Source organism: Spirosoma arboris, from assembly GCF_009754945.1.
In the GTDB taxonomy this organism is placed as follows: domain Bacteria; phylum Bacteroidota; class Bacteroidia; order Cytophagales; family Spirosomataceae; genus Spirosoma; species Spirosoma arboris.
Genome location: NZ_WPIN01000012.1, coordinates 218,780 through 241,120, shown reverse-complemented (window position 1 = coordinate 241,120; position 22,341 = coordinate 218,780). Strand labels below are relative to the sequence as shown.

General features: G+C 46.9%; 9 protein-coding genes and 1 tRNA gene. 9 read left to right on the top strand and 1 reads right to left on the bottom strand.

From position 1 onward, the window contains the following. Nucleotides 1–35: 35 nt before the first annotated feature. Nucleotides 36–107: transfer RNA gene (locus GO755_RS27465), tRNA-Glu, on the bottom strand. A 183-nt stretch (nt 108–290) separates the two neighbouring features. Here GO755_RS27465 and GO755_RS27460 point away from each other — a divergent pair. The 9 genes from GO755_RS27460 (at nt 291) to GO755_RS27420 (ending at nt 22,288) form a co-directional block, all read left to right on the top strand. Further along, nucleotides 291–2,867 carry a M14 family metallopeptidase gene (locus GO755_RS27460; protein WP_157588506.1) on the top strand — a complete coding sequence of 859 codons (2,577 nt, stop codon included), beginning with the start codon at nt 291–293 and terminating at the stop codon, nt 2,865–2,867. A 242-nt stretch (nt 2,868–3,109) separates the two neighbouring features. After that, nucleotides 3,110–3,445, top strand: coding sequence for a PadR family transcriptional regulator (locus GO755_RS27455; RefSeq protein WP_111340480.1), 336 nt, complete (start codon nt 3,110–3,112; stop codon nt 3,443–3,445). 16 nt (nt 3,446–3,461) lie between these two features. Continuing rightward, nucleotides 3,462–6,152, top strand: coding sequence for an ABC transporter permease (locus tag GO755_RS27450; protein WP_198174951.1), 2,691 nt, complete (start codon nt 3,462–3,464; stop codon nt 6,150–6,152). A gap of 73 nt (nt 6,153–6,225) precedes the next feature. Further along, entirely contained in the window at nt 6,226–8,868 is a 2,643-nt protein-coding gene (locus tag GO755_RS27445) for an ABC transporter permease (protein ID WP_157588536.1), read from the top strand. A 71-nt stretch (nt 8,869–8,939) separates the two neighbouring features. After that, on the top strand, nt 8,940–11,558 hold the full coding sequence (locus GO755_RS27440; protein WP_227687103.1) for an ABC transporter permease: 2,619 nt from the start codon (nt 8,940–8,942) through the stop codon (nt 11,556–11,558). Nucleotides 11,559–11,631: 73 nt separating this feature from the next. Then, a complete protein-coding gene (locus tag GO755_RS27435; protein ID WP_227687102.1) occupies nt 11,632–14,274 on the top strand; it encodes an ABC transporter permease in 2,643 nt (880 codons plus the stop codon). Between the two features lie 13 nt (nt 14,275–14,287). Beyond that, on the top strand, nt 14,288–16,888 hold the full coding sequence (locus GO755_RS27430; RefSeq protein ID WP_227687101.1) for an ABC transporter permease: 2,601 nt from the start codon (nt 14,288–14,290) through the stop codon (nt 16,886–16,888). 39 nt (nt 16,889–16,927) lie between these two features. After that, nucleotides 16,928–19,576: an ABC transporter permease gene (locus GO755_RS27425; RefSeq protein ID WP_157588505.1), complete on the top strand. Its 2,649-nt coding sequence runs from the start codon at nt 16,928–16,930 to the stop codon at nt 19,574–19,576. 81 nt (nt 19,577–19,657) lie between these two features. Beyond that, the gene (locus GO755_RS27420) at nt 19,658–22,288 is read left to right on the top strand and encodes a permease prefix domain 2-containing transporter (RefSeq protein WP_157588504.1); all 2,631 of its coding nucleotides are present in this window, start codon (nt 19,658–19,660) and stop codon (nt 22,286–22,288) included. Nucleotides 22,289–22,341 lie beyond the last annotated feature (53 nt).

Below are 22,341 nucleotides of genomic sequence, written 5' to 3'. Positions count from 1 at the left end.
CAGGGCTTTTGCTCCACCGCAGTGGCAATTGTTAGTGACCGATACGGGAATCGAACCCGTGTTACCGCCGTGAAAGGGCGATGTCCTAACCGCTAGACGAATCGGCCGTCTTGTTTAAAAGACCCATCAGTTTGGCTTGTGGCTGCCCTGGTGGCGAATCGTGGTGCAAAGGTAAGGCGATGTTTTTAAAATGCAACACTGACCACTAAAATTTTTCTAAAAAAAGGGTTTGTGGTCGATTTACTGCTATTTTTGAGGAGGTTAGCTTTCTCATTTTTTTCATCGCATACATGAAACACATTTTATTGCTGGCGGGTCTGGCGGTCGCGTCGTTATCCGTCCAGACCGAGTCAGCTCTGGCTCAAACGTCTACCTCTTCATCAACTACCTTGTTATCACCCGCCCAGTTTCTTGGCTACAAGATTGGCGACCGATTTACCCCCCATCACCGTGTAATAGCCTATGCCGAACAGGTAGCCCGGCAGCTACCCAATCGTATTAAACTAATTCCCTATGGAACTTCCTACGAAGGTCGCCAGCTCATGGTTGTGGCGCTTGGGTCAGAAGCAAACATGGCTCGCCTGGAAGAAATTCGGACCAACAACTTAAAGCGTATTGGCCTGATGGAGGGAAGCCCAACATCGGCGGCTCAACCACCTATTGCCTGGCTTAGCTACAACGTTCATGGCAATGAGGCCGTTAGCTCCGAAGCGTTTATGGACGTGTTGTATCGGTTATTAAATACATCCGATGCCGTTTCGCAGAAAATCATGAATTCGACAGTCGTTATTCTTGACCCCGGTTTGAATCCCGATGGCCACGATCGTTATGTGAACTGGTATAATCAGATGCTTGGCCGTAATCCGAACCCTACACCATCGGCCCGCGAACATAGCGAGCCCTGGCCCGGTGGTCGTTATACACATTACCTCTTCGATCCTAACCGCGACTGGGCCTGGCAAACGCAGGAAATTACGCAGCAACGAATGGCGCTTTATCAGCAATGGATGCCCCAATTGCACGGCGATTTTCACGAGATGGGGGTTGAAAGTCCCTATTATTTTGCGCCTTCTGCCAAGCCGTATCACGAAGATATCACTCCATACCAACGAAAATTCCAGCAAACGATTGGTGAATACTGCAGCCGTTATTTCGACAAAAGTGGCTGGCTCTATTACACCCGCGAACGCTTCGACTTATTTTACCCCAGCTATGGCGACACGTATCCAACCTATAATGGTGCCATTGGGATGACCTACGAGCAGGGGGGAAGCGGCCGGGCTGGCTTAGCGATTGAAAAAGCGGACGGCGATACGCTTACCCTTCGTCAGCGGATCGATCACCATTATACGGCCAGTATTGCTACACTAGAATCAGTAGCCGATCGGCCTGCCGAAATAGTGAAGGAATTCGGTCAGTTCTTTGACAAATCGCGGAACACGCCCATTGGCGCTTATAAGAGCTACGTGATCAAATCAAATGGCGATGCTGGGCGCCTGAAGGCTTTGCAACAACTTTTGGACCGTAACAAAATCAGTTTTGGCTATGCAGGTAAAGCGCAGACGGTAGCTGGTGGGTTCAATTACACCACTCAGAAGACGGATAAAAGTGTATCGGTAGCGGCTGAAGATATTGTGATTAGCGCCTATCAGCCTAAATCTACCCTGCTTAAAATCCTGTTCGAGCAAAATTCGGCGCTGGAGGATTCTGCGACTTATGACATTACGGCCTGGTCGTTACCCTACGCGTTTGGCTTACAAACTTATGGCGTTACCACTCGCCTGACACCTACATCAACGGCTCCCACTGCCCCCGCTGCGGCTACGTTGCCCGCTACCGCTTATGCCTACCTCGTTCGTTGGCAGTCGGTGCCGGCTGTGCAAACATTGGCGTCCTTACTGAAACAGAAAATTCGGGTAAGAGCCGCTGAAAAGCAATTTGAAGTTGAGGGTAAAACGTATCCATCTGGCACACTAATTATTACCCGAACAGGGAATGAGCGTGTTGGTGATCGGCTGGGTACGCTGGTAATGCAGGCTGCTACTCAGGCAGGTGCGGATGTAGTAGGCGTGCAAACAGGCTTTGTAACGACCGGTTCCGATTTTGGTTCGGATTATGTGACAGGTCTTAAAGCGCCGAAAGTGGCTGTTGTACTTGGCGATGGTACGCCACCTCCTTCGGCCGGTGAAGTCTGGCATTTCTTCGACCAGGAGTTGAATTATCCGATCACATTGCTGGACATGAATTCGCTGGGCAACGTTGAGTGGAGTAAGTTCGACGTACTCATTCTGCCAACGAACTACAATTACAGTCGTTTCCTGAATGAGCGAGTTCTGTCGGCCATCAAAGAATGGGTTCGGGCAGGAGGGAAGCTCATTGCTATGGAGCGAGCTGCATCATTTCTGGCCGGTAAAGACGGCTTTGCCCTGAAAGAGAAAGAAGACAAGCCCGCTGATAAGGATAAAGCTAAAAAGGGGAATGCTGCCGATTCCGTCACAACCTACGCTAACCGGGAGCGGGCAGCTATTTCTGATGACATACCCGGCAGTATTTATCGGGTGAATATCGATACGACTCACCCACTAGGCTTTGGGCTGACAAACGGTTATTACTCACTTGTCCAGAACGCCTTTAATTTCGATTTCCTGAAAGATGGCTGGAATGTTGGCTATTTAAAAACCGACAACTATGTAGCTGGTTTTTCGGGTAAAAACGCTAAAGAGAAACTGAAAAATACCTTGCTCATGGGTGTTCAGACCTATGGTCGGGGTAGTATTGTGTACCTGGCCGATGATCCGCTATTCCGGGGTTTCTGGTACAATGGTAAGCTGTTGTTTAGTAATGCAGTATTTATGGTTGGCAATTAAGAGTTGTTCTTAATCTCCATCAGATAAGAAAAAGGTCGCGTTGTAACGCGGCCTTTTTTTATGCCGGAACCTGTCCAGATGCGTACACTTTTTGTCCATAAACGGACAATGTATATAAGCCTCTGCACGTAAGAAAAGCCCTTTTTAGCCTGGATTAGGCCTTTTTTTCTTTTGGCAGATCATTTGATATACGGAAATAGAGGAAATCAGATTCTAATGTTCAATAGCCAAACGTTCGGTTCATGCGACGCAGTGATTTAGGCGAGTTTGAGGAGGTAGTTTTGCTGGCTGTAGCCGCACTTTCCCCCAAAGCATATTCGGTTGTCATTGCCGAAGAACTTGAGCGGGAAACGGGCAATTCGGTTAGTACAGGTGCAGTTCACGCTGCTCTGCAACGATTGGAGCAGAAAGGATATGTCTCGTCCTTTCTGGGCGAAGCTACCGCCGAGCGGGGAGGACGCCGGAAGCGCCTGTTCACCGTTTCGGCGTTAGGTGGCCGCATCCTGCAGGATGTGCGTGCCGTTCGAAACCGACTCTGGGAGCGCATCGATTCACATTTATTACTGGATTGGCAGTAATAACTCTGAGCCAGTTATGAAGCCTGAAAAATCAAGCTCGAGAAAGCCGAATCATCAGTATGCTCCGAAATGGATTACCTGGTTCATAGAGTGGCTTTGTGCTCCGCATCTGCGGGAGGAAGTGCTCGGTGATTTGTATGAACGCTATGCTTTACAGGTAGCCCAATGGGGCGAAGCCAAGGCCCGACGTCGGTATTGGCGAGAAGTGTTGGCCTATGTTCGGCCTTCGATTATTAGACGACAACCGGCGGTCGGAGTGCCGCATCACCGACGCTTCGGTACATATCCTAATCCAACAAATACAGTCATGCTACGGAATTATTTGAAAATCGCGTTTCGAAATCTGGTCAGAAACAAGGTGTATTCGTTCATCAATATTGGTGGGCTGGCCGTTGGTATGGCCATAGCTATGCTGATTGGCCTTTGGATTTATGATGAACTGTCGTTTGACAAATACCATAAAAATTACGACCGTATTGCAACGGTCATGCAGCATTACAATGTGAATGGTGAAACTGTTACGCAACTTTCCGTGCCTTTACCGTTAGCCAACGAACTGCGTACAACCTATGGGAGTGAGTTCAAGCACGTTTTGTTATCCTCCTGGACAGAAGGCCATACGTTATCGGTTGGCGATAAGAAATTGTGGAAGGCTGGTAATTATATCGAACCAGGCGCCCCTGACATGCTTTCGTTAAAGATGCTCAAAGGCACACGGGCGGGGCTGAAAGAGCCTTATTCCATTATGATTTCCGAATCCGTGGCTAATGCCTTTTTTGGCGAAGGTGATCCAATGGGTAAAGTGCTGAAAATAGATAATCAAATCGCTGTGAAAGTTACGGGCGTCTACGAAGATTTACCCTATAATACTCAATTCAATAACCTTGATTACCTCGTTCCCTGGCAGGTGAATGTGGCTATCCGCGACTGGGTGAAAAATTCTCAGGATAGGTGGAGTAATAATTCGTTTCAAATCTTTGTCCAGCTTGCCGATCATTCAGCCGGTATGGAGGCTGTATCCGCAAAGATAAAAGAGGCTAAACTCCAGCATATAGATAAAGAAGAAGCCAAGCAAAAGCCCGAAATTTTCCTCCAGCCAATGAGCAATTGGCATTTGTATTCGGAATTTAAAAACGGCGTAAACGTAGGCGGTCGGATTCAGTTTGTTTGGTTGTTTGGGATTATCGGGGCGTTTGTTCTGCTGCTGGCCTGCATCAATTTCATGAACCTGAGTACGGCTCGTTCCGAAAAACGGGCTAAAGAGGTTGGTATTCGCAAAGCAGTCGGGTCAATTCGTAGTCAGTTAATTGGTCAGTTTTTAAGCGAATCGCTGTTAGTCGTTTTCATTTCTTTTGCGATTTCGTTGCTTTTAGTGCAACTCATTCTGCCATTTTTCAACGACGTTGCCGATAAGAAAATGACCATGCTTTGGTCAACACCTGTATTCTGGCTGTTGGGCATCAGTTTTTGCTTCCTTACTGGGCTGATCTCGGGCAGTTATCCCGCCTTTTATTTATCGTCGTTTCAACCCGTTAAAATCCTGAAAGGTACTTTCCGGGTAGGTCGTTTTGCAGCTATTCCTCGTCAGGTATTGGTTGTTATCCAGTTCACTGTATCCGTTGCGTTGATCATCGGTACCATCATCGTTTTTCGACAGATTCAATTTGCCAAAAATCGACCCATTGGCTATAGCCGGAATGGATTGCTTTACGTACAGACGACTACGGCTGATATTCATAATCATTACGACGCCTTTCGCGACGATCTAATAAAGTCGGGGGCAGTTGTCGAAATGGCCGAGTCAGAAAGTCCATTGACGGGTGTCTGGAATAATAACGGGGGCTTTGATTGGGCCGGAAAAGACCCGAATCAGGACGCCAATTTTGCAGTCATTGGTGTAACACACGAATTTGGTAAAACGGTAGGCTGGCAATTTAAAGAAGGTCGGGACTTCTCAAGAGCATTCGCCACTGATTCATTGGGCCTGGTTTTAAATGAAGCCGCTGTGAAATTTATGGGTTTGAAAAATCCAGTGGGTCAGATAGTCAGAGAAAAAACCCAGGATGGTTTTTTGACCTATAAAGTGATTGGCGTCATTAAAGACATGGTGATGGAGTCGCCTTATGAGCCTGTAAAGCAAACGCTTTTTTACCTGGGCAATTTCAGCGGAAATTTTGTAAATATTAAGCTGAACCCCAATACAAGTGCCAGTGAAGCAGTCAGTAAAATTGGGGCTGTTTTTCAGAAATATAATCCTGCATCGCCCTTCAACTACAAATTTGCCGATCAGGAATACGCCAAAAAATTTGCTGCCGAAGAGCGCATTGGCACATTGGCTACATTCTTCGCTATACTGGCCATTTTTATCTCCTGTCTGGGCCTGTTTGGACTGGCTTCGTTCGTGGCTGAACAGCGTACAAAAGAAATTGGCGTTCGGAAAGTATTAGGCGCATCGGTGTTCAGCCTGTGGGGCTTACTCTCAAAAGATTTTGTGCTGCTGGTCTTTATTTCCTTCGGCATTGCCACACCCATTGCCTGGTACTACCTCGATAACTGGCTCCAGAAATACAAATACCATACGGAGATTTCGTGGTGGATTTTTGTCGCGTCGGGCACGGGTGCGTTGGTGGTCACCTTGCTAACGGTGAGTTTTCAGAGTGTGAAAGCGGCTTTAATGGACCCGGTTACCTCACTTCGTTCGGAGTAATTGTAGTGCCGACCGGGACGGTTGGGTGAATAGACCTAGTATTACGCCCGACCGCGACGGTCGGCACTACATTATGAAGCCGCCTTTTTTAGCTGACTGCCTGCTCAACTGGTTCTGCGCTCCACATCTGCGGGAAGAGGTGCTAGGCGATTTGCATGAACGGTATGCCTTACGGGTAGCGCAGGTGGGCGAAGCCAAAGCCCGACGACGCTACTGGCGCGAAGTGCTGGCCTATGTACGGCCCTCGATTATTAGACGACAATCTAGTGTGTACCCAAATCCAACCAATACAACAATGCTGCGCAATTATCTAAAAATCGCTTTTCGCAATCTTGCCAGAAACAAGGCGTACTCCTTTATTAATATTGGCGGGTTGGCTATTGGTATGGCCGTTGCGATGCTAAATGGATTGTGGGTGTGGGATGAACTTTCCTTTAATACCTATCACAAAAACTACGACCGCATTGCCCAGGTCAGGGAGCTAGGTCGGCAAGATGGGAAACGATATTCGAATGCCACATTGCCTTATCCGCTGGCAACTGAACTGAAAGCGAATTACTCAGACTACTTCAAACACATTTTGATAGCCAGGGAAGCCGAAGACTATATTCTGGCTACGGACGAAATAAAAATTAGCCAGAAAGGACAATTCATTGAAAGTGGAGTTCCAGACATGCTTTCGCTGCACATGCTCAAAGGCAGTTGGGCAGGGCTGAACGATCCACATTCCATCTTATTATCGGCCTCGACGGCTAAGGCGATCTTCGGCACTACAGATCCACTGAATAAGCTCGTGAAGATTAACGGTAATATGGATGCGAAGGTGACCGGTGTTTATGAAGACTTGCCCCACAACACCGAATTCCATGAGGTGAATTTTTTTGCCCCTTTCGATTTGTGGACTTCGGTCAATCCCTGGGTAAAGGAGCAGCAATGGAACAACTGGTTTCTCTCGATCTATGTTCAGCTTCAGCCGCAAACCGATATTAACCAGGTTTCGATTGCCATTAAAGATATCGAACTCAACAACCTTAAAAAACTTGACAAAGCCCGAGTTAAGGATCAGTTGGCCAGTCATCCGCAAATAAGCCTGCTCCCTATGAGTCGATGGCATTTGTATGGCAATTTTTACGTCGATGATCTGGGGCCTGTACAGATGGTCTGGCTGATTGGCCTGATCGGGGCGTTTGTTCTGCTGCTGGCCTGTATCAACTTTATGAATTTATCGACGGCCCGGTCGGCGAAACGAGCGAAGGAAGTCGGGATTCGGAAGGCGGTAGGTTCGTTACGTACTCAGTTGGTTAGTCAGTTTTTTAGTGAGTCTTTTTTGATCATTACCATCGCGTTTATTGTCACGCTACTCCTGGTAAATGTGGCATTGCCCTGGTTTAACGATATAGCCGCCAAGCAGCTAGTGTTTCCCACAACCAGCCTGTATTTCTGGTTGGTCATCCTTGGGTTTATTCTACTAACCGGCTTTTTAGCAGGAAGTTATCCGGCTCTTTATTTGTCCTCTTTTCAGCCGATCAAGGTACTGAAAGGCACTTCGGGACTGGGCGCGTTGGGCACTGGTCGGTTGGCGTCAATGCCCCGAAAAGTATTGGTCGTCGTCCAGTTTACGGTTTCAGTTACCCTGATTATTAGTACGTTAATCGTGTACCGACAAATTCAGTACGCTAAAAATCGCCCGATTGGCTATAGCCGGGAAGGGCTGCTGATGATTAAGGAACAAACAGCCGATTTCAAGGGTAAAATTGAGCTGCTCAGGTATGAATTGAAGAAAACAGGCTATGTAGATGAAGTGGCCGAATCGCGGAGTGCGGTAACGAACATCACCATGTGGAATGGTGGATTTTCCCGAAAAGGCACAGATATAGCCTGCCCTAACGGATGCGGTACCTTGCCGGTTAGCACAGAGTATGGTAAAACGGTGGGCTGGCAATTTGCCGCAGGCAGAGACTTTACCAGAGCATTCGCCAGTGATTCTGCGGGTTTCATTGTCAACGAATCATTTGCCAAATTAATGAGACTGCAAAATCCGGTTGGCGAGACGATTACCTGGGGTCCAGAATGGCGTAAGCCGAAAGCCTACACCATTCTGGGCGTCGTAAAAGACATGGTAGCCCTATCGCCTTACGAGCCGACGATACCCACTGTTTTCTTTCTGGAGAATGCCTATGACTGGATCAATATCCGATTGAATCCGAACGTAAGCGTAGCAGAGGCACTCCCCAACCTGGAAGCTGTCTTTAAGAAACTTGTTCCTTCGGCCCCTTTCGATTATAAGTTTGCGGATCAGGAGTATGCCCGGAAGTTTGCTAAAGAAGAGCGAATTAGTGATCTGGCTTTCGTGTTCACCATCCTTGCCATTTTCATATCCTGTCTGGGCTTGTTTGGACTGGCTTCTTTTATGGCCGAGCAACGCACCAAAGAAATTGGTATCCGTAAAGTGCTTGGCGCTTCGGTGCTGGACATGTGGGGATTGCTTTCGAAAGATTTCGTCCTGTTAGTCATCATCGCTTTTGCTATCGCTTCGCCCATTGCTTACTACGCGCTGGATACCTGGCTACAGAATTTCACGTATCGAACGGAGTTGTCGTGGTGGATTTTTGCAGCCTCGGGTGCAAGTGCCCTGGCGATCACCTTACTAACCATCAGTTTCCAAAGTATAAAAGCGGCTTTGCTTAATCCAGTTACTTCACTTCGTTCGGAATAGCGTGGAGCAAGGAGCACGGAGCCGGGAAAATCTGGCCCTGTGCCCCTGCACCCCGCCCCTTGCTCCACGCAATGAACCAACCACCTCGCTTAGCTGATCGCCTGCTCAATTGGTTCTGCGCTCCTCATTTGCGTGAGGAAGTGCTGGGCGATTTGCACGAACGTTATGCGTTGCGCGTGGAGCGAGTAGGAGAGGCTCGTGCACGATGGCGCTACTGGCGGGAAGTACTGGCGTATGTGCGGCCTTCGATGATTAGACGACAACCTACTGATAATGAATACTCAATCCATTTTTTACTAGGCCCCGATATGCTACGTAACTATTTCAAAATCGCTTTTCGAAATTTCTGGCAGAATAAATCCTTTTCGGCCATTAATATTCTGGGTCTGGCGTTGGGCCTGACCTGTAGCCTGCTGATTTTCTTGTGGGTTCGAGATGAACTCAGCGTGGATCGTTACCATGCCAATGGACCGCAGTTGTATCGACTGATGGAGCGGAAGTTTAGTGACGGCAAACGCACAGCAGGCCCCGGTACGCCCTGGCCGATTTCGATGGAACTGCCGAAGAAATTTCCGGAAGTGGTTCGAGCCGCTGGTTTCGCTTGGGGGGGCAGTTTGACATTCTCTGTCAATAATAAAGTGAATAAGGAGAAAGGCAACTGGGCAGGTGCTGACTGGTTCAAGATGTTCAGCGTACCGCTAGTGGCTGGTACGCCCGAAACGGCGCTAAAAACACCTAACAGCCTGGCTATTTCCCGGAAATTAGCCGAAAACTACTTTGATAGCCCGCAGGCAGCTATCGGTAAGGCTATTCAGATTGATCATAATGAAGCTTATCAGGTGACGGCAGTTTTTGAGAATCTACCTCAGAATACAAATGATCAATATGATTTCCTGCTTCCCTGGGTCGATTTCGAGAAGCGCAATGGCTGGGCCAAAGATTGGGGAAATCAGGGACCCAGAACGTTTCTACAATTGCGGCCTGATACAGATCTAGCTGCTTTTCAGGCTAAAATCAAGAACTTTCTCTGGGGCTATAATAAAGAGATTGATCCTAAAAATCTGGCCAGTTATAATATTGAATTGTTCATACAACCTTTTGAAGATGTCTATCTGCATTCGGAAACCGAAAACGGCGAAATCGCTGGCGGGCGCATTGGATATGTTCGGTTGTTCAGTATCGTAGCCGTGTTTATCCTACTGATTGCCTGCATCAACTTCATGAATTTGGCAACGGCCCGCTCGGCGAAACGGGCCAAGGAAGTGGGTATCCGCAAGGTGGTAGGAGCCGAGCGGTCGCGATTGATTGCCCAGTTTATTGGCGAAGCTATGTTATTGACGTTTATAGCCGTCGTAGTAGCCCTATTATTGATTGCATTGCTGCTCCCTGGCTTTAATGAACTAACAGGGAAAGCAATCGCCATGCCGTTTGGCGAACTGAATTTTGTGCTGGCCTTAGTGGGCATAGTCGCCATCACAGGAATTCTTGCAGGTAGCTATCCTGCCTTGTTTCTCTCCTCACTACAACCTGTTCGGGTATTAAAGGGCGCGCTGAAGTTTCGACCGGGTGCTACTCGCTTCCGACAGGGGCTGGTGGTGGTTCAGTTTGTAATTTCAATGCTACTCATCATAGGAACGTTTGTCGTGTACCGTCAGGTCAACTTCATTCAAACGACAAACCTGGGCTTCGATCGGGAGAATCTGATCTATATTCCGCTGGAAGGTGGATTGTCGAAGAAATACACGGTACTAAAGCAAGAGCTGATGACTATGCCGGGGATTCAATCGATTAGCCACATGGATATGAAACCTACCTTCATTGCACAAAGCACGGGGGACGCAGACTGGACTGGGAAAGATCCGACTATCAAAATTCAATTTTCCCACACAGGTGTTGGGTATGATATGGAGAAGGTCTTGAAGACCAGGCTATTGGCTGGTCGTGATTTCTCACGGGCCTATGCTACCGATTCGGCCGCATACATTATTAATGAACAGGCAGCCCGTCGAATTGGCTATAAAAATCCTATTGGACAATCGCTAACGTTCTGGGGAAAGCAGGGTACAATCATCGGCGTTGTCCAGGACTTTCACTTTCAATCGTTACATGACCCCATTCAGCCGTTGATTATCCGGTTGAATGAAACGGATCTGTATGGGAATCTCCTGATACGTACCCAACCCGGTCAGACGAAAGAGGCACTGGCAAGTCTGGAAGCGATTTGCAAGCAACTTAATCCAACATCTCCCTTTACGTACTTCTTTGCCGATCAGGAATATCAGAACATGTATAAAAGTGAGCAGGTTGTTGGCGAACTGGTCAATTACTTCGCCTTTCTGGCCATTTTCATTGCCTGTCTGGGCTTGTTCGGACTGGCTTCGTTTACGGCCGAACAGCGTACCAAAGAGATTGGTGTGCGGAAGGTGTTAGGCGCGTCGGTATTCAGTATTGTCGGTTTACTGTCCAATGATTTCCTGAAACTAGTCGTGGTGGCCATTGTAATTGCCTCACCATTAGCTTGGTATGCCATGACTAAATGGTTGCAGGGGTTCGCCTATAAAGAAGAACTATCCTGGTGGATTTTTGCTCTGGCGGGTTTGCTAGCCATCGTGATTGCGCTGCTGACGGTGAGCTTCCAGAGTGTGAAAGCAGCGTTGATGAATCCGGTGAAATCCTTACGGTCGGAATAATTGTAACGCCGACCGTCCCGGTCGGGTGAATAGACCTAGTATTACGCCCGACCGGGACGGTCGGTACTACATTATGAAGCCGCCTTTTTTAGCTGATCGCCTGCTCAACTGGTTCTGCGCTCCTCATTTGCGTGAGGAAGTGCTGGGCGATTTGCATGAGCGATTTGCACTCTGGGAACAGCAGTGGGGTGAAGCCAAAGCCCGACGACGTTACTGGCGGGAGGTGCTGGTTTATATGCGGCCTTCGATGATTAGACGACAACCAACGGTTGAAATGTATTCTACTCCAATACTTACTGATATGCTACGAAATTATTTCAAAATTGCCTGGCGTAACCTGCGCACTAATAAAACGTTTTCGTTTATAAACATTTTCGGATTGGCTATCGGCCTTGCCAGCTTTATGCTGATTTCGGTGTTTGTTTATACTGAACTGAGTTATGATACGTATCCTGCGAATGCCAAAAATATATATCGATTAAATGTATCCCTTATTGGGAATGGCGATGTTGCTGTTTATCCGAATGTAGATACAGGAGTTGGGGAAGGAATTAAAAATGCGTTTCCCGAAGTGAAAGCATCTGTACGACTTTTACCTGTCAGTGATTATGTCCAATATAAAGAGAAGCAATTTAAAGAAGCACATATCGCTTTTGCGGACCCAAATTTCCTACAACTATTTTCTATTCCGCTCATTGAAGGCAATGCCACAGATGCTCTTTTGGCCCCCAACAGTATTGTTCTCTCAAAAGCATTTGCTGAAAAATATTTTGGTACTGAAGATCCGATCGGAAAATCAGTAGCGATTGGCACTCAGCGAACAGCGTATAAAGTGACGGGTATAATCGAAAAAGTACCCGATAATTCACATTTTCATTATGATGCATTTTTGAGTTTATCAACGCGCCATATCACGAATCCAACCTGGAGCAACATTGGTTTTTATACGTATCTGGAATTAAATGATAAAGCTGACCCTAAAAAGCTGGAAGCAAAATTTCCACAACTCGTAGCAAAATATGTAGTTCCAGAAGTGCAGCGCGATATGGGAGTAAGTTTGGCCGAAGCCCAGAAATCAGTAGATACCTTTCGTTTTCTATTGCAACCGCTTACAGATATTCATCTGTATTCAAATAGCAAATATGAATTGGAACCTAATGGTGACATAAAATACGTTTATATTTTCTCAATCTTAGCGCTGTTTATCCTGCTGTTAGCCTGCGTTAATTTTACTAATCTTTCTACTGCCCAGGCAGTAAAGCGCGCAAGAGAAGTAGGGGTTCGTAAAGTAATGGGATCAATAAAAAATCAATTGATCGTTCAGTTCCTTACGGAGTCGGTATTGCTCACTTTTTTCTCGATGCTATTCGCTTATATCCTCACTCTCTTATTCTTACCTTATTTTAATCAGATTGCAGACAGGACGATCAGCTTCGCCTTTTTTCTGAAGTATCAATCTGTACTTACCGTGTTTGTGGTCAGTTTCTTATCTGGAATAGTAGCTGGTATTTATCCCGCTTTTTTCTTGTCCTCTTTTACGATTATTAAAACATTAAAAGGATCACTGTTTACAAAAAGCCCTCAAAAGAAACCATTACATAATGGTTTAATCGTATTCCAGTTTTCTATCTCTACTATTTTAATTATTGCTACGATTGTTGTGTATAAGCAACTGCAATACATGCAGACTAAAAAGCTGGGATACGATAAAGATCAGGTTATAGCCCTGCCCGACACACGTTTGTTGGGCAATAATCAACTTGCTTTTAAGGATCAGCTTTTGCAAAATAGCCGTGTGCTGACAGCCACTAATTCAAGATATTTTCCGGGTGGCGAAATGATGGATGGAACGCAGGTATATCCTAAAAATGAAACCTCGAATGGAACCGAAATCCATATGAATATTTTTCATGTAGATTATGCTTACCTACGAACGTTGGGAATACAGATGCTACAGGGACGGAATTTCTCCAGAGATTTTCCAACTGATTCTATTTCTGGGGTAATTCTTAATGAGTCTGCCGTTAGCGAATTAGGGTGGAGTGGGACAAATCCTGTGGGCAAATCAATTGTTAGATCGGGTCAGCATGAATATAAAGTTATAGGTGTCGTTAAGGATTTTAACTACGTTTCTGTAAAACAAAAGGTTGCCCCACTCATGATGCTGATGGGCAATAATTTTGGAGGCATCGTTATAAAAATTAAAACCACTGATGTCGCTGGTTTTCTTGACGACTTAAAAAATCAATGGGATGCCTTTAGTCCAAATGGTCCGCTTGAATATCATTTTCTTGATGATCGATTCGCGACCTTTTATGCCAGTGAGCAACGCACACAACAGCTGTTTTCTGTATTTGCCCTGTTAGCTGTTGTCATTGCCAGCCTGGGATTGTTTGCGCTGTCTGCCTTTGTAATTGAGCGACGCACAAAAGAGATTGGCATTCGAAAAGTTATGGGAGCCTCTGTACCGGGCATTACACAATTGCTCATTAAAGATTTTGTGAAACTGGTAGTACTAGCGATTCTTATTGCCTGTCCTCTTGCCTGGTATGCCATGAATCAATGGCTGCAGGATTTTGCCTACAGGATTGATGTGGAATGGTGGATGCTCGGTCTGGCGGGCCTGCTGGCTGTCGGTATTGCCTTACTAACCGTAAGTTTCCAGAGTGTGAAAGCAGCTTTAATGAACCCAGTTAAATCCTTACGATCGGAATAGCCCTACCCCCGCTATGAAGCCGCCGTATATAGCTGACCGTCTGCTGAGCTGGTTCTGTGCTCCTCACCTTCGGGAAGAGGTGCTCGGTGACTTGCATGAACGGTATGCATTATGGGCGCAGCAGCGGGGAGAAGCTAGAGCCCGACGACGCTACTGGCGCGAAGTGCTGGCGTATGTGCGGCCCTCAATGATGAAACGACAACCTGATTTATATCCTAAACCAACAAATACAGCTATGCTACGGAATTATTTCACTGTTGCCCAGCGTACGTTGATGCGCCAAAAATCGTATTCGCTCATTAATATACTAGGTCTTGCGCTCGGCATGAGTTGTGGCATACTCATCTTTATGTTCGTGAATTACCATCTGAGTTTTGATACGTTTCAACCAGATGCCGATCGACTATATCGTGTCATTGCCGAAATGCCTAAAGACCAGGACAATCAGATTGGCTCTGTTCCGGCGCCTTTGGGACAAGCTTTGCAACAGGATTACCCCTTTTTCGATAAAGTTGCCCGCGTTGTTGGCTTTGGTGGTCTGATCTCGCTGCCTGCATCGAAAGAGAATAAAAAGTTTCAGGAAGCTCATGGCGTAGCGTATGCCGAGGCTGCTTTTCTAGAGCTAATGGATTTTTCGCTGGTAGCGGGCTCCAAAAAGAACCTGCTTAAAGAACCGAATACGGCGGTGATTACACAGAATCTGGCTACTAAATATTTTGGCCGGCAGGAGCCCATCGGCCAACTTATTCGACTGGATAACAAAACCAATTTCCGGATTACGGGAATACTAAAAAACTTACCCGTCAATACGGATCGTCGGGAGGAAATTTATTTGTCGTATGTAACCCTTAAGGAAACCAATCCCTGGCTGGATACCTGGGGGGGTATTTACGGAGGAATGAATTGTTTCCTGAAATTAAAAGCAGGAGAGTCGGCAGCGAACGTAGAGAAAGCACTGACGAGTCTCAACAAAAAATACTATAGCGCGAAGGAAGCCGGCAATTTTCGATTTAAACTACAACCACTGGCCGATATTCATGTCAATCCTAAATTGGGGGGCTTTATTACCAAAAATCAGCTTCTGACGCTGTCATTAATTGGGCTTTTTCTGCTCGTTACGGCTTGTATTAACTTCATAAACTTAGCAACCGCGCAGGCGGTAAGCCGCTCAAAAGAAATTGGCGTTCGCAAAGTGCTGGGGAGTTTACGGATACAACTCTTCAGGCAGTTTATTACAGAAACAGCCCTCATTGCCAGTATCGCTGCTGTGATTGCTTTAGGGGTAGCTTATCTGGCTTTACCTTACCTGAATCAATTAGTGCAAACCCGGCTCACGCTCAATCTGTTGAGTGATTACCGGTTACTTACGTTTTTGCCGGCTTTAGTCGTCCTGGTTACGTTTATCTCCGGTTCCTATCCAGGATTGATTATCAGTGGTTTTCAGCCTATTCTGGCGCTCAAAGGGAAGCTGTCGGTTAAACAGGCCGGTGGTTTTTCGGTGCGACGCGTACTCGTTGTTACGCAGTTTGCCATCTCACAGACGCTCATTATTGGTACCATTGTGGTTATGAGCCAAATGCGCTATAACAGTCAGGCCGATATGGGGTTCAATAAAGATGCCATCGTTATGCTACCTGTGCCAGAGCATTCGTCGGCGCAGGTTAGCACGTTGAGCGCTCGTTTATCGCAGGTTGCAGGCGTGAAAAAAGCCGCCTTCTGCAATGCGGCTCCGGCCTCTCCAGAAAATAATTTTGATACGGGAATCCAGTATGATTCGCGCCCGGAACCCGAAAAGTTTACGATTTACTATAAGGCGGGCGATCCCAATTATGTAGCCACGTTTGGCCTGACACTAATAGCAGGCCGAAATCTGTACCCGTCAGATACCACGCGGGAGTATTTGTTGAACGAAACGGCCGTAAAAAAATTAGGAATTCGAAATCCCCGGCAAATACTGGGTAAAACTGCGAGCATCAACGGACAAACAGGGACTATTGTGGGCGTGTTAAAAGACTTTCACAATAAGTCATTCCGCCGATCTATTGATGCTGTCTGCCTGACAACCAGTGTTAGTAATTATGTCAATTGCGCCATCAAAGTCAATCCCAAAGACCTGCCGAATACCCTGGCTTCGATCGAAAAGATCTGGAGTGAGATGTATCCCGCCAACGTCTATTCTTACCAGTTTCTTGACGATCAGATTGCCCGGTTCTATGAAACCGACAAGCTGATCCTGCAACTCATTGAGCTTTTTGCGGGCATTGCTATCTTCATTAGTTGTCTGGGGTTGTACGGATTGATCTCCTTCATGGCGACTCAAAAGATCAAAGAAATTGGCGTCAGAAAAACATTGGGAGCCAATTCCGGCCAAATTATATGGCTATTTGGAAAAGAGTTCACCCAGTTACTCGTGTTTGCGTTTGCCATAGCGGCCCCGCTTGGATGGTGGGCTATGAATCGCTATCTGGAGGATTTTCAGTATCGGATCAAGCTCAGCGCGGGAATCTTTCTTTTAGCGATTTCAGTCACATTCATCATTGCCATTTTAACCGTAGGCTACCGATCTGTAAAGGCTGCTTTAATGAATCCAGTTACTGCGTTACGTTCTGAATAGCACGGCACTTCTTGTCCTGCCCCAGGCATCTTGCACCTTATGAAACCACCGTATATAGCTGACCGTCTGCTGAACTGGTTCTGCGCTCCTCACCTTCGGGAAGAGGTGCTCGGCGACCTGCACGAACGCTATGCACTATGGGCGCAACAGCGGGGAGAAGCTAATGCTCGATGGCGTTACTGGCGCGAAGTGCTGGCCTATGTGCGGCCTTCCATTATCAAACGACAACCTTCAGCCTACCCAAACCCAACAACTACTGATATGTTACGAAATTACTTGAAAATCGCTTTTCGGACTCTTGTCAAGAACAAAGGGTATTCCTTTATCAACATTGGCGGGCTGGCTGTGGGCATGGCTGTAGCGATGCTCATTGGCTTGTGGGTGTATGACGAACTGTCGTTTAACACGTACCATAAAAACTACGACCGGATTGCACAGATCATGCAAAATCAGGTTGTGCATGACGAGACAAAGACGTCTCAATCATTACCCTATCCATTCATTCATGAATTGACGACAAACTACAAACGTCACTTTAAGCATATTGTAACATCTACGCACACAGGTGATCATATCCTTTCTTCTGGCGAAAAGAAGCTCTCAAAAAAAGGACGATTTATTGGGGCCGAAGCGCCTGAACTATTTACGCTTCACATGCTCAAAGGAACTTGGGCAGGCTTACAGGATCAACAATCCATCTTGCTGTCGGCGTCCACGGCTAGCGCGTTGTTTGGCGATACCGATCCAATGGGTAAACAGGTGAAGATCAGTACCGATAAGGATGTACGTGTGACCGGAGTTTACGAAGATTTACCGCAGAATACGCAACTACAGGACACTCAGTTTCTGGCATCCTGGGATTATTTCGTGGCGACGAATGCCTATATGAGCCAGAAAAAATGGGACAACCATGCGCTCTTTATTTATGTAGAAATTCAGCCCAATACTGATTTCGACAAGGTCACGGCCAGCATAAAAGATTCGGAACTGAATGTGATCAGGCGCCTGGAGAGCATGAAGGAAGAAGCTGCAACGAACCCGCAAATGTGGCTGAATCCCATGCGTAACTGGCATTTGTATTCCGATTTTAAAAACGGGGTTATTAGCGATGGGCCTATTCAATACGTCTGGATAGTTGGCTTAATTGGCTTTTTTGTGTTGTTGCTGGCCTGCATCAATTTCATGAATCTGTCCACTGCCCGTTCCGAACAACGGGCCCGGGAAGTAGGGATTCGAAAGGCGATTGGTTCGCTTCGAATTCAACTGATTGGCCAGTTTTTTAGCGAATCTTTTCTGGTCGTATTGCTGGCTTTTACGCTGGCAATCCTACTTGTAACAATGACTTTGCCCTGGTTCAACGATTTGGCTGCCAAGCAAATGACGATCCTTTGGGGAAATGGGCTTTTCTGGCTGTCTTGTCTCGGGTTCATGTTACTGACTGGTTTGCTGGCAGGTAGTTACCCGGCTTTGTATTTAACATCCTTCCAGCCAGTCAAGGTATTGAAAGGGGCCGGGTTAGCGAGAGTGCAGATGGGACGCTTTGCCTCCCTGCCCCGTCAGGTGTTAGTCATAATGCAGTTTACCGTTTCTATTTCGCTGATTATCTACACGCTCGTCGTTTACCGTCAGGTTCAATTTGCCAAAAATCGCCCGATTGGGTACTCGCGGGCTGGCTTGTTGATGGTACCCATGCAGTCGGACGATTTTAACGGAAAAACCGATTTGTTACGTACCGAATTGAAAAATACGGGTGCTGTAACCAACGTGGCCGAATCACAAAGTCCAATTACAGGGGTCTGGTCGACAAATGAGGGCTTCCGATGGAAAGGTCTGACGACAGCGTCGACCGACCAATTTGCTACTTTATCGATTACGCCCGAATACGCCCAGGCCGTAGGCTGGCAGTTTGTAGCGGGGCGCAATTTTTCGAAAGAATTTGCTTCAGATTCCAGTGGCTTTGTCATTAATGAAACGGCTGCCAAATTGATGGGTTTGCAGAAGCCGGTTGGCGAAACGATTCACTGGAAAAGCCAATGGATGACGAACAATATAGAAAAGCCGTTTCGAATAATAGGGGTAGTAAAAGACATGGTCATGGAGTCGCCATTTCAGCCGATCAAACCCACCGTCTTTTGTTTATTTGGGAATCCTAACTGGATCAATATCAGACTTAACCCGGCCATAAGCACCAGCGATGCGTTGCCCAAAATCGAAGCAGTCTTTAAAAAGCTCATTCCGTCGGCACCCTTCGAATACAAATTTGCTGATGATGAATATGCCGCCAAGTTTCGTACGGAAGAACGTATTGGAAAACTGACTTCGTTCTTTGCTGTTCTGGCCATTTTGATTAGCTGTCTGGGCCTGTTTGGGTTGGCGTCGTATGTGGCCGAGCAGCGCACGAAGGAAATTGGTGTTCGGAAAGTACTGGGCGCGTCTGTACTGAATCTGTGGGGATTGCTTTCGAAAGATTTTGTGGTTCTGGTCGGTATTGGCTTTGGTATCGCCACACCTATCGCTTATTATTTCCTTACCAACTGGCTTCAGAAATACGAGTACCGAACCGAGATTTCGTGGTGGATTTTTGCCTTGTCGGGCTCTGGTGCGCTACTATTGACGTTGCTGACGGTGAGTTTCCAGAGTATGAAAGCGGCTTTGATGAACCCCGTTAAATCACTTCGTTCGGAATGAAGAATGTAGAGTGATAAATAGATTTTAAAAATGATTGGACGTTGATTATTTATTCTTCACTCTAACACTACATTCTTCACTATGACCCCGCCCCGCTTCGCTGACCGTCTGCTGAGCTGGTTCTGCGCTCCTCACCTTCGGGAAGAGGTGCTCGGTGACTTGCACGAACGCTATGCACTCTGGGCGCAGCAGTGGGGAGAAGCTAGAGCCCGACGGCGCTACTGGCGTGAAGTGCTGGCCTATGTGCGACCCTCAATTATTAAACGACAATCATCTGAGTTTCCTAAACCAACAAATACAGACATGCTACGTAATTATTTGAAAATCGCTTTTCGGAATCTGGCCAGGCATAAGGCCTATTCACTCATCAACATTGGCGGACTGGCAACCGGCATGGCTGTAGCAATGCTCATTGGCCTCTGGATTTATGATGAACTATCCTTTAATACCTACCATAAACATTACGACCGGATTGCTCAGGTACGCTCATTTGAGTATGGCGAACAGGGCGTTGGCGTGAATTCATCTGTGCAGTTTCCGTTGGGTACTGAGCTTAAAAAGAACTATAAGGCCTATTTCAAACACATTGTGATGGCCTCATGGGACATTGATAATGTCCTGTCGGCTGGTGATAAGAAGGTGTCGAGGAAGGGGTTGTTTATGGATGCCGATGCACCCGAAATGCTGACCTTGAAGATGCTTCATGGAAGCCGGTCGGGGCTGACCGATCCCCATGCAATTATGCTGTCGGCAGCAACGGCCAACGCGCTGTTTGGCGACGCTGACCCCATCAATCGGTTGATGAAAATCAACAACAAGCTAGACGTCAAAGTGACGGGGGTCTATGAAGATTTGCCGCAGAACACTCATTTTCACGATCTTAAGTTCATCGCACCGTTTGAGTTATGGGTTTCAGATAATCCCTGGATTCAGGAGCGCGCCATGAATGATTGGGCGAATCATTTTTTGAAAATCTACGCAGAAATCAATCCAGACACGGATGTTGAGACAGTCTCTGCCGCGATAAAAGATGCCGAAATAAAAAATCTGGCGAACTTTAAAGAAGAAATCAAGCGTAAGCCGGAGGTCTTTTTGCTTCCGATGCGGGACTGGCATCTGCATAATTATAAGCGAGGGGTAATTGATACCGCACCGCTTCAACAGGTCTGGTTAATTGGAATTATTGGCGCATTCGTTCTACTGCTGGCCTGCATCAACTTCATTAATTTAAGTACAGCCCGCTCCGAAAAACGGGCAAAGGAAGTTGGGATTCGAAAAGCGGTAGGTTCGATACGTAGTCAGTTGATCAATCAATTTTATAGTGAGTCTTTTCTGGTTGTTATTGTCGCCTTTTTACTGGCCATCCTTCTGACAGTAAGTTCTTTGTCCTGGTTTAATGAGCTGGCTGCCAAGCAAATGGTCATTCCCTGGAGTAATCTTTGGTTCTGGTTGGTGAGTCTGGGCTTTATCGGTCTAACGGGGCTTCTGGCAGGTAGTTATCCCGCACTTTATCTGTCTTCTTTTCAACCTGTAAAAGTATTGAAAGGCACGTTTAGAGTCGGGCGATTTGCGGCTGTACCCCGTAAGGTGCTGGTGGTCCTGCAATTCACGGTTTCCGTAACCCTTATTATCGGCACCATTATTATCTATCGTCAGATTCAGTATGCGAAGAATCGCCCGGTCGGGTATACACGTGATGGGCTACTCCTGGTCTCGATGAAATCGGATGATTTTTATGGAAAACACGAAATCCTTCGAAATGAGCTGAAGCAGACCGGTGTCGTATCGGAAATGGCGGAGTCGATGGGGCGGGTAACCGAAGTATGGTCAGGAAACGGGGGCTTTAGCTGGAAAGGCAAAAGTCCATCGCTAACCGATAGTTTCGGCACGTTAGTCGTAACGCCCGAGTATGGGAAAACCGTAGGCTGGCAATTTGTAAAAGGTCGCGATTTTTCGAGAGACTTTACGTCCGACTCGTCAGGAATGGTGATCAACGAAGCGGCTGCCAAATACATGGGCTTAAAGAGTCCGGTTGGTGAAGCGGTGAGTTGGAAATTTCAGGAAATGCCGCTTATGAATTACAAAATTTTAGGCGTCATTAAAGATATGGTTATGGAGTCGCCCTACGAGCCGATCTTCCCAACCATCTTTATGATCCGGGCACATGGAGGCACCAACTGGATACATATTAAAATCAACCCGAACACAAGTGCCAGCGAAGCCTTGCCAAAAATTGAAGCGGTTTTCAAAAAGCTCATTCCATCGGCGCCCTTCGAGTACCAATTTGCTGACCAGGAGTATAACTTGAAATTTGCCGCCGAAGAGCGTATTGGCAAACTAGCTAGTTTCTTCGCCATCCTGGCCATCTTCATTAGCTGTCTGGGTCTGTTTGGATTGGCTTCTTACGTAGCTGAGCAACGTACCAAAGAGATTGGCGTTCGCAAAGTGCTGGGCGCATCGGTGTTGAATCTGTGGGGATTGCTCTCTAAAGATTTTGTGGTGCTGGTCATCATTGCGTTTGGCATCGCTACGCCCATTGCCTGGTATTTTCTATCGGGCTGGCTCCAGAAGTATACGTACCGAACGGAATTGTCCTGGTGGATTTTTGCCGTATCAGGCGCAGGAGCGCTGGTAATCACCTTGCTAACTGTGAGTTTTCAGAGTATTAAAGCGGCTCTGGTAAATCCTGTAAAAAGCTTGCGAAGCGAGTAATTGTAGTACCGACCGTCCCGGTCGGGTTGATAAAAAGTATTAACAGCCGACCG

Excerpts from the sequence above, each read along its gene's own strand:
- GO755_RS27460 (WP_157588506.1), top strand. The coding sequence starts at position 291 with ATGAAACACATTTTATTGCTGGCGGGTCTGGCGGTCGCGTCGTTATCC.
- GO755_RS27455 (WP_111340480.1), top strand. The coding sequence starts at position 3,110 with ATGCGACGCAGTGATTTAGGCGAGTTTGAGGAGGTAGTTTTGCTGGCT.
- GO755_RS27450 (WP_198174951.1), top strand. The coding sequence starts at position 3,462 with ATGAAGCCTGAAAAATCAAGCTCGAGAAAGCCGAATCATCAGTATGCT.
- GO755_RS27445 (WP_157588536.1), top strand. The coding sequence starts at position 6,226 with ATGAAGCCGCCTTTTTTAGCTGACTGCCTGCTCAACTGGTTCTGCGCT.
- GO755_RS27440 (WP_227687103.1), top strand. The coding sequence starts at position 8,940 with ATGAACCAACCACCTCGCTTAGCTGATCGCCTGCTCAATTGGTTCTGC.
- GO755_RS27435 (WP_227687102.1), top strand. The coding sequence starts at position 11,632 with ATGAAGCCGCCTTTTTTAGCTGATCGCCTGCTCAACTGGTTCTGCGCT.
- GO755_RS27430 (WP_227687101.1), top strand. The coding sequence starts at position 14,288 with ATGAAGCCGCCGTATATAGCTGACCGTCTGCTGAGCTGGTTCTGTGCT.
- GO755_RS27425 (WP_157588505.1), top strand. The coding sequence starts at position 16,928 with ATGAAACCACCGTATATAGCTGACCGTCTGCTGAACTGGTTCTGCGCT.
- GO755_RS27420 (WP_157588504.1), top strand. The coding sequence starts at position 19,658 with ATGACCCCGCCCCGCTTCGCTGACCGTCTGCTGAGCTGGTTCTGCGCT.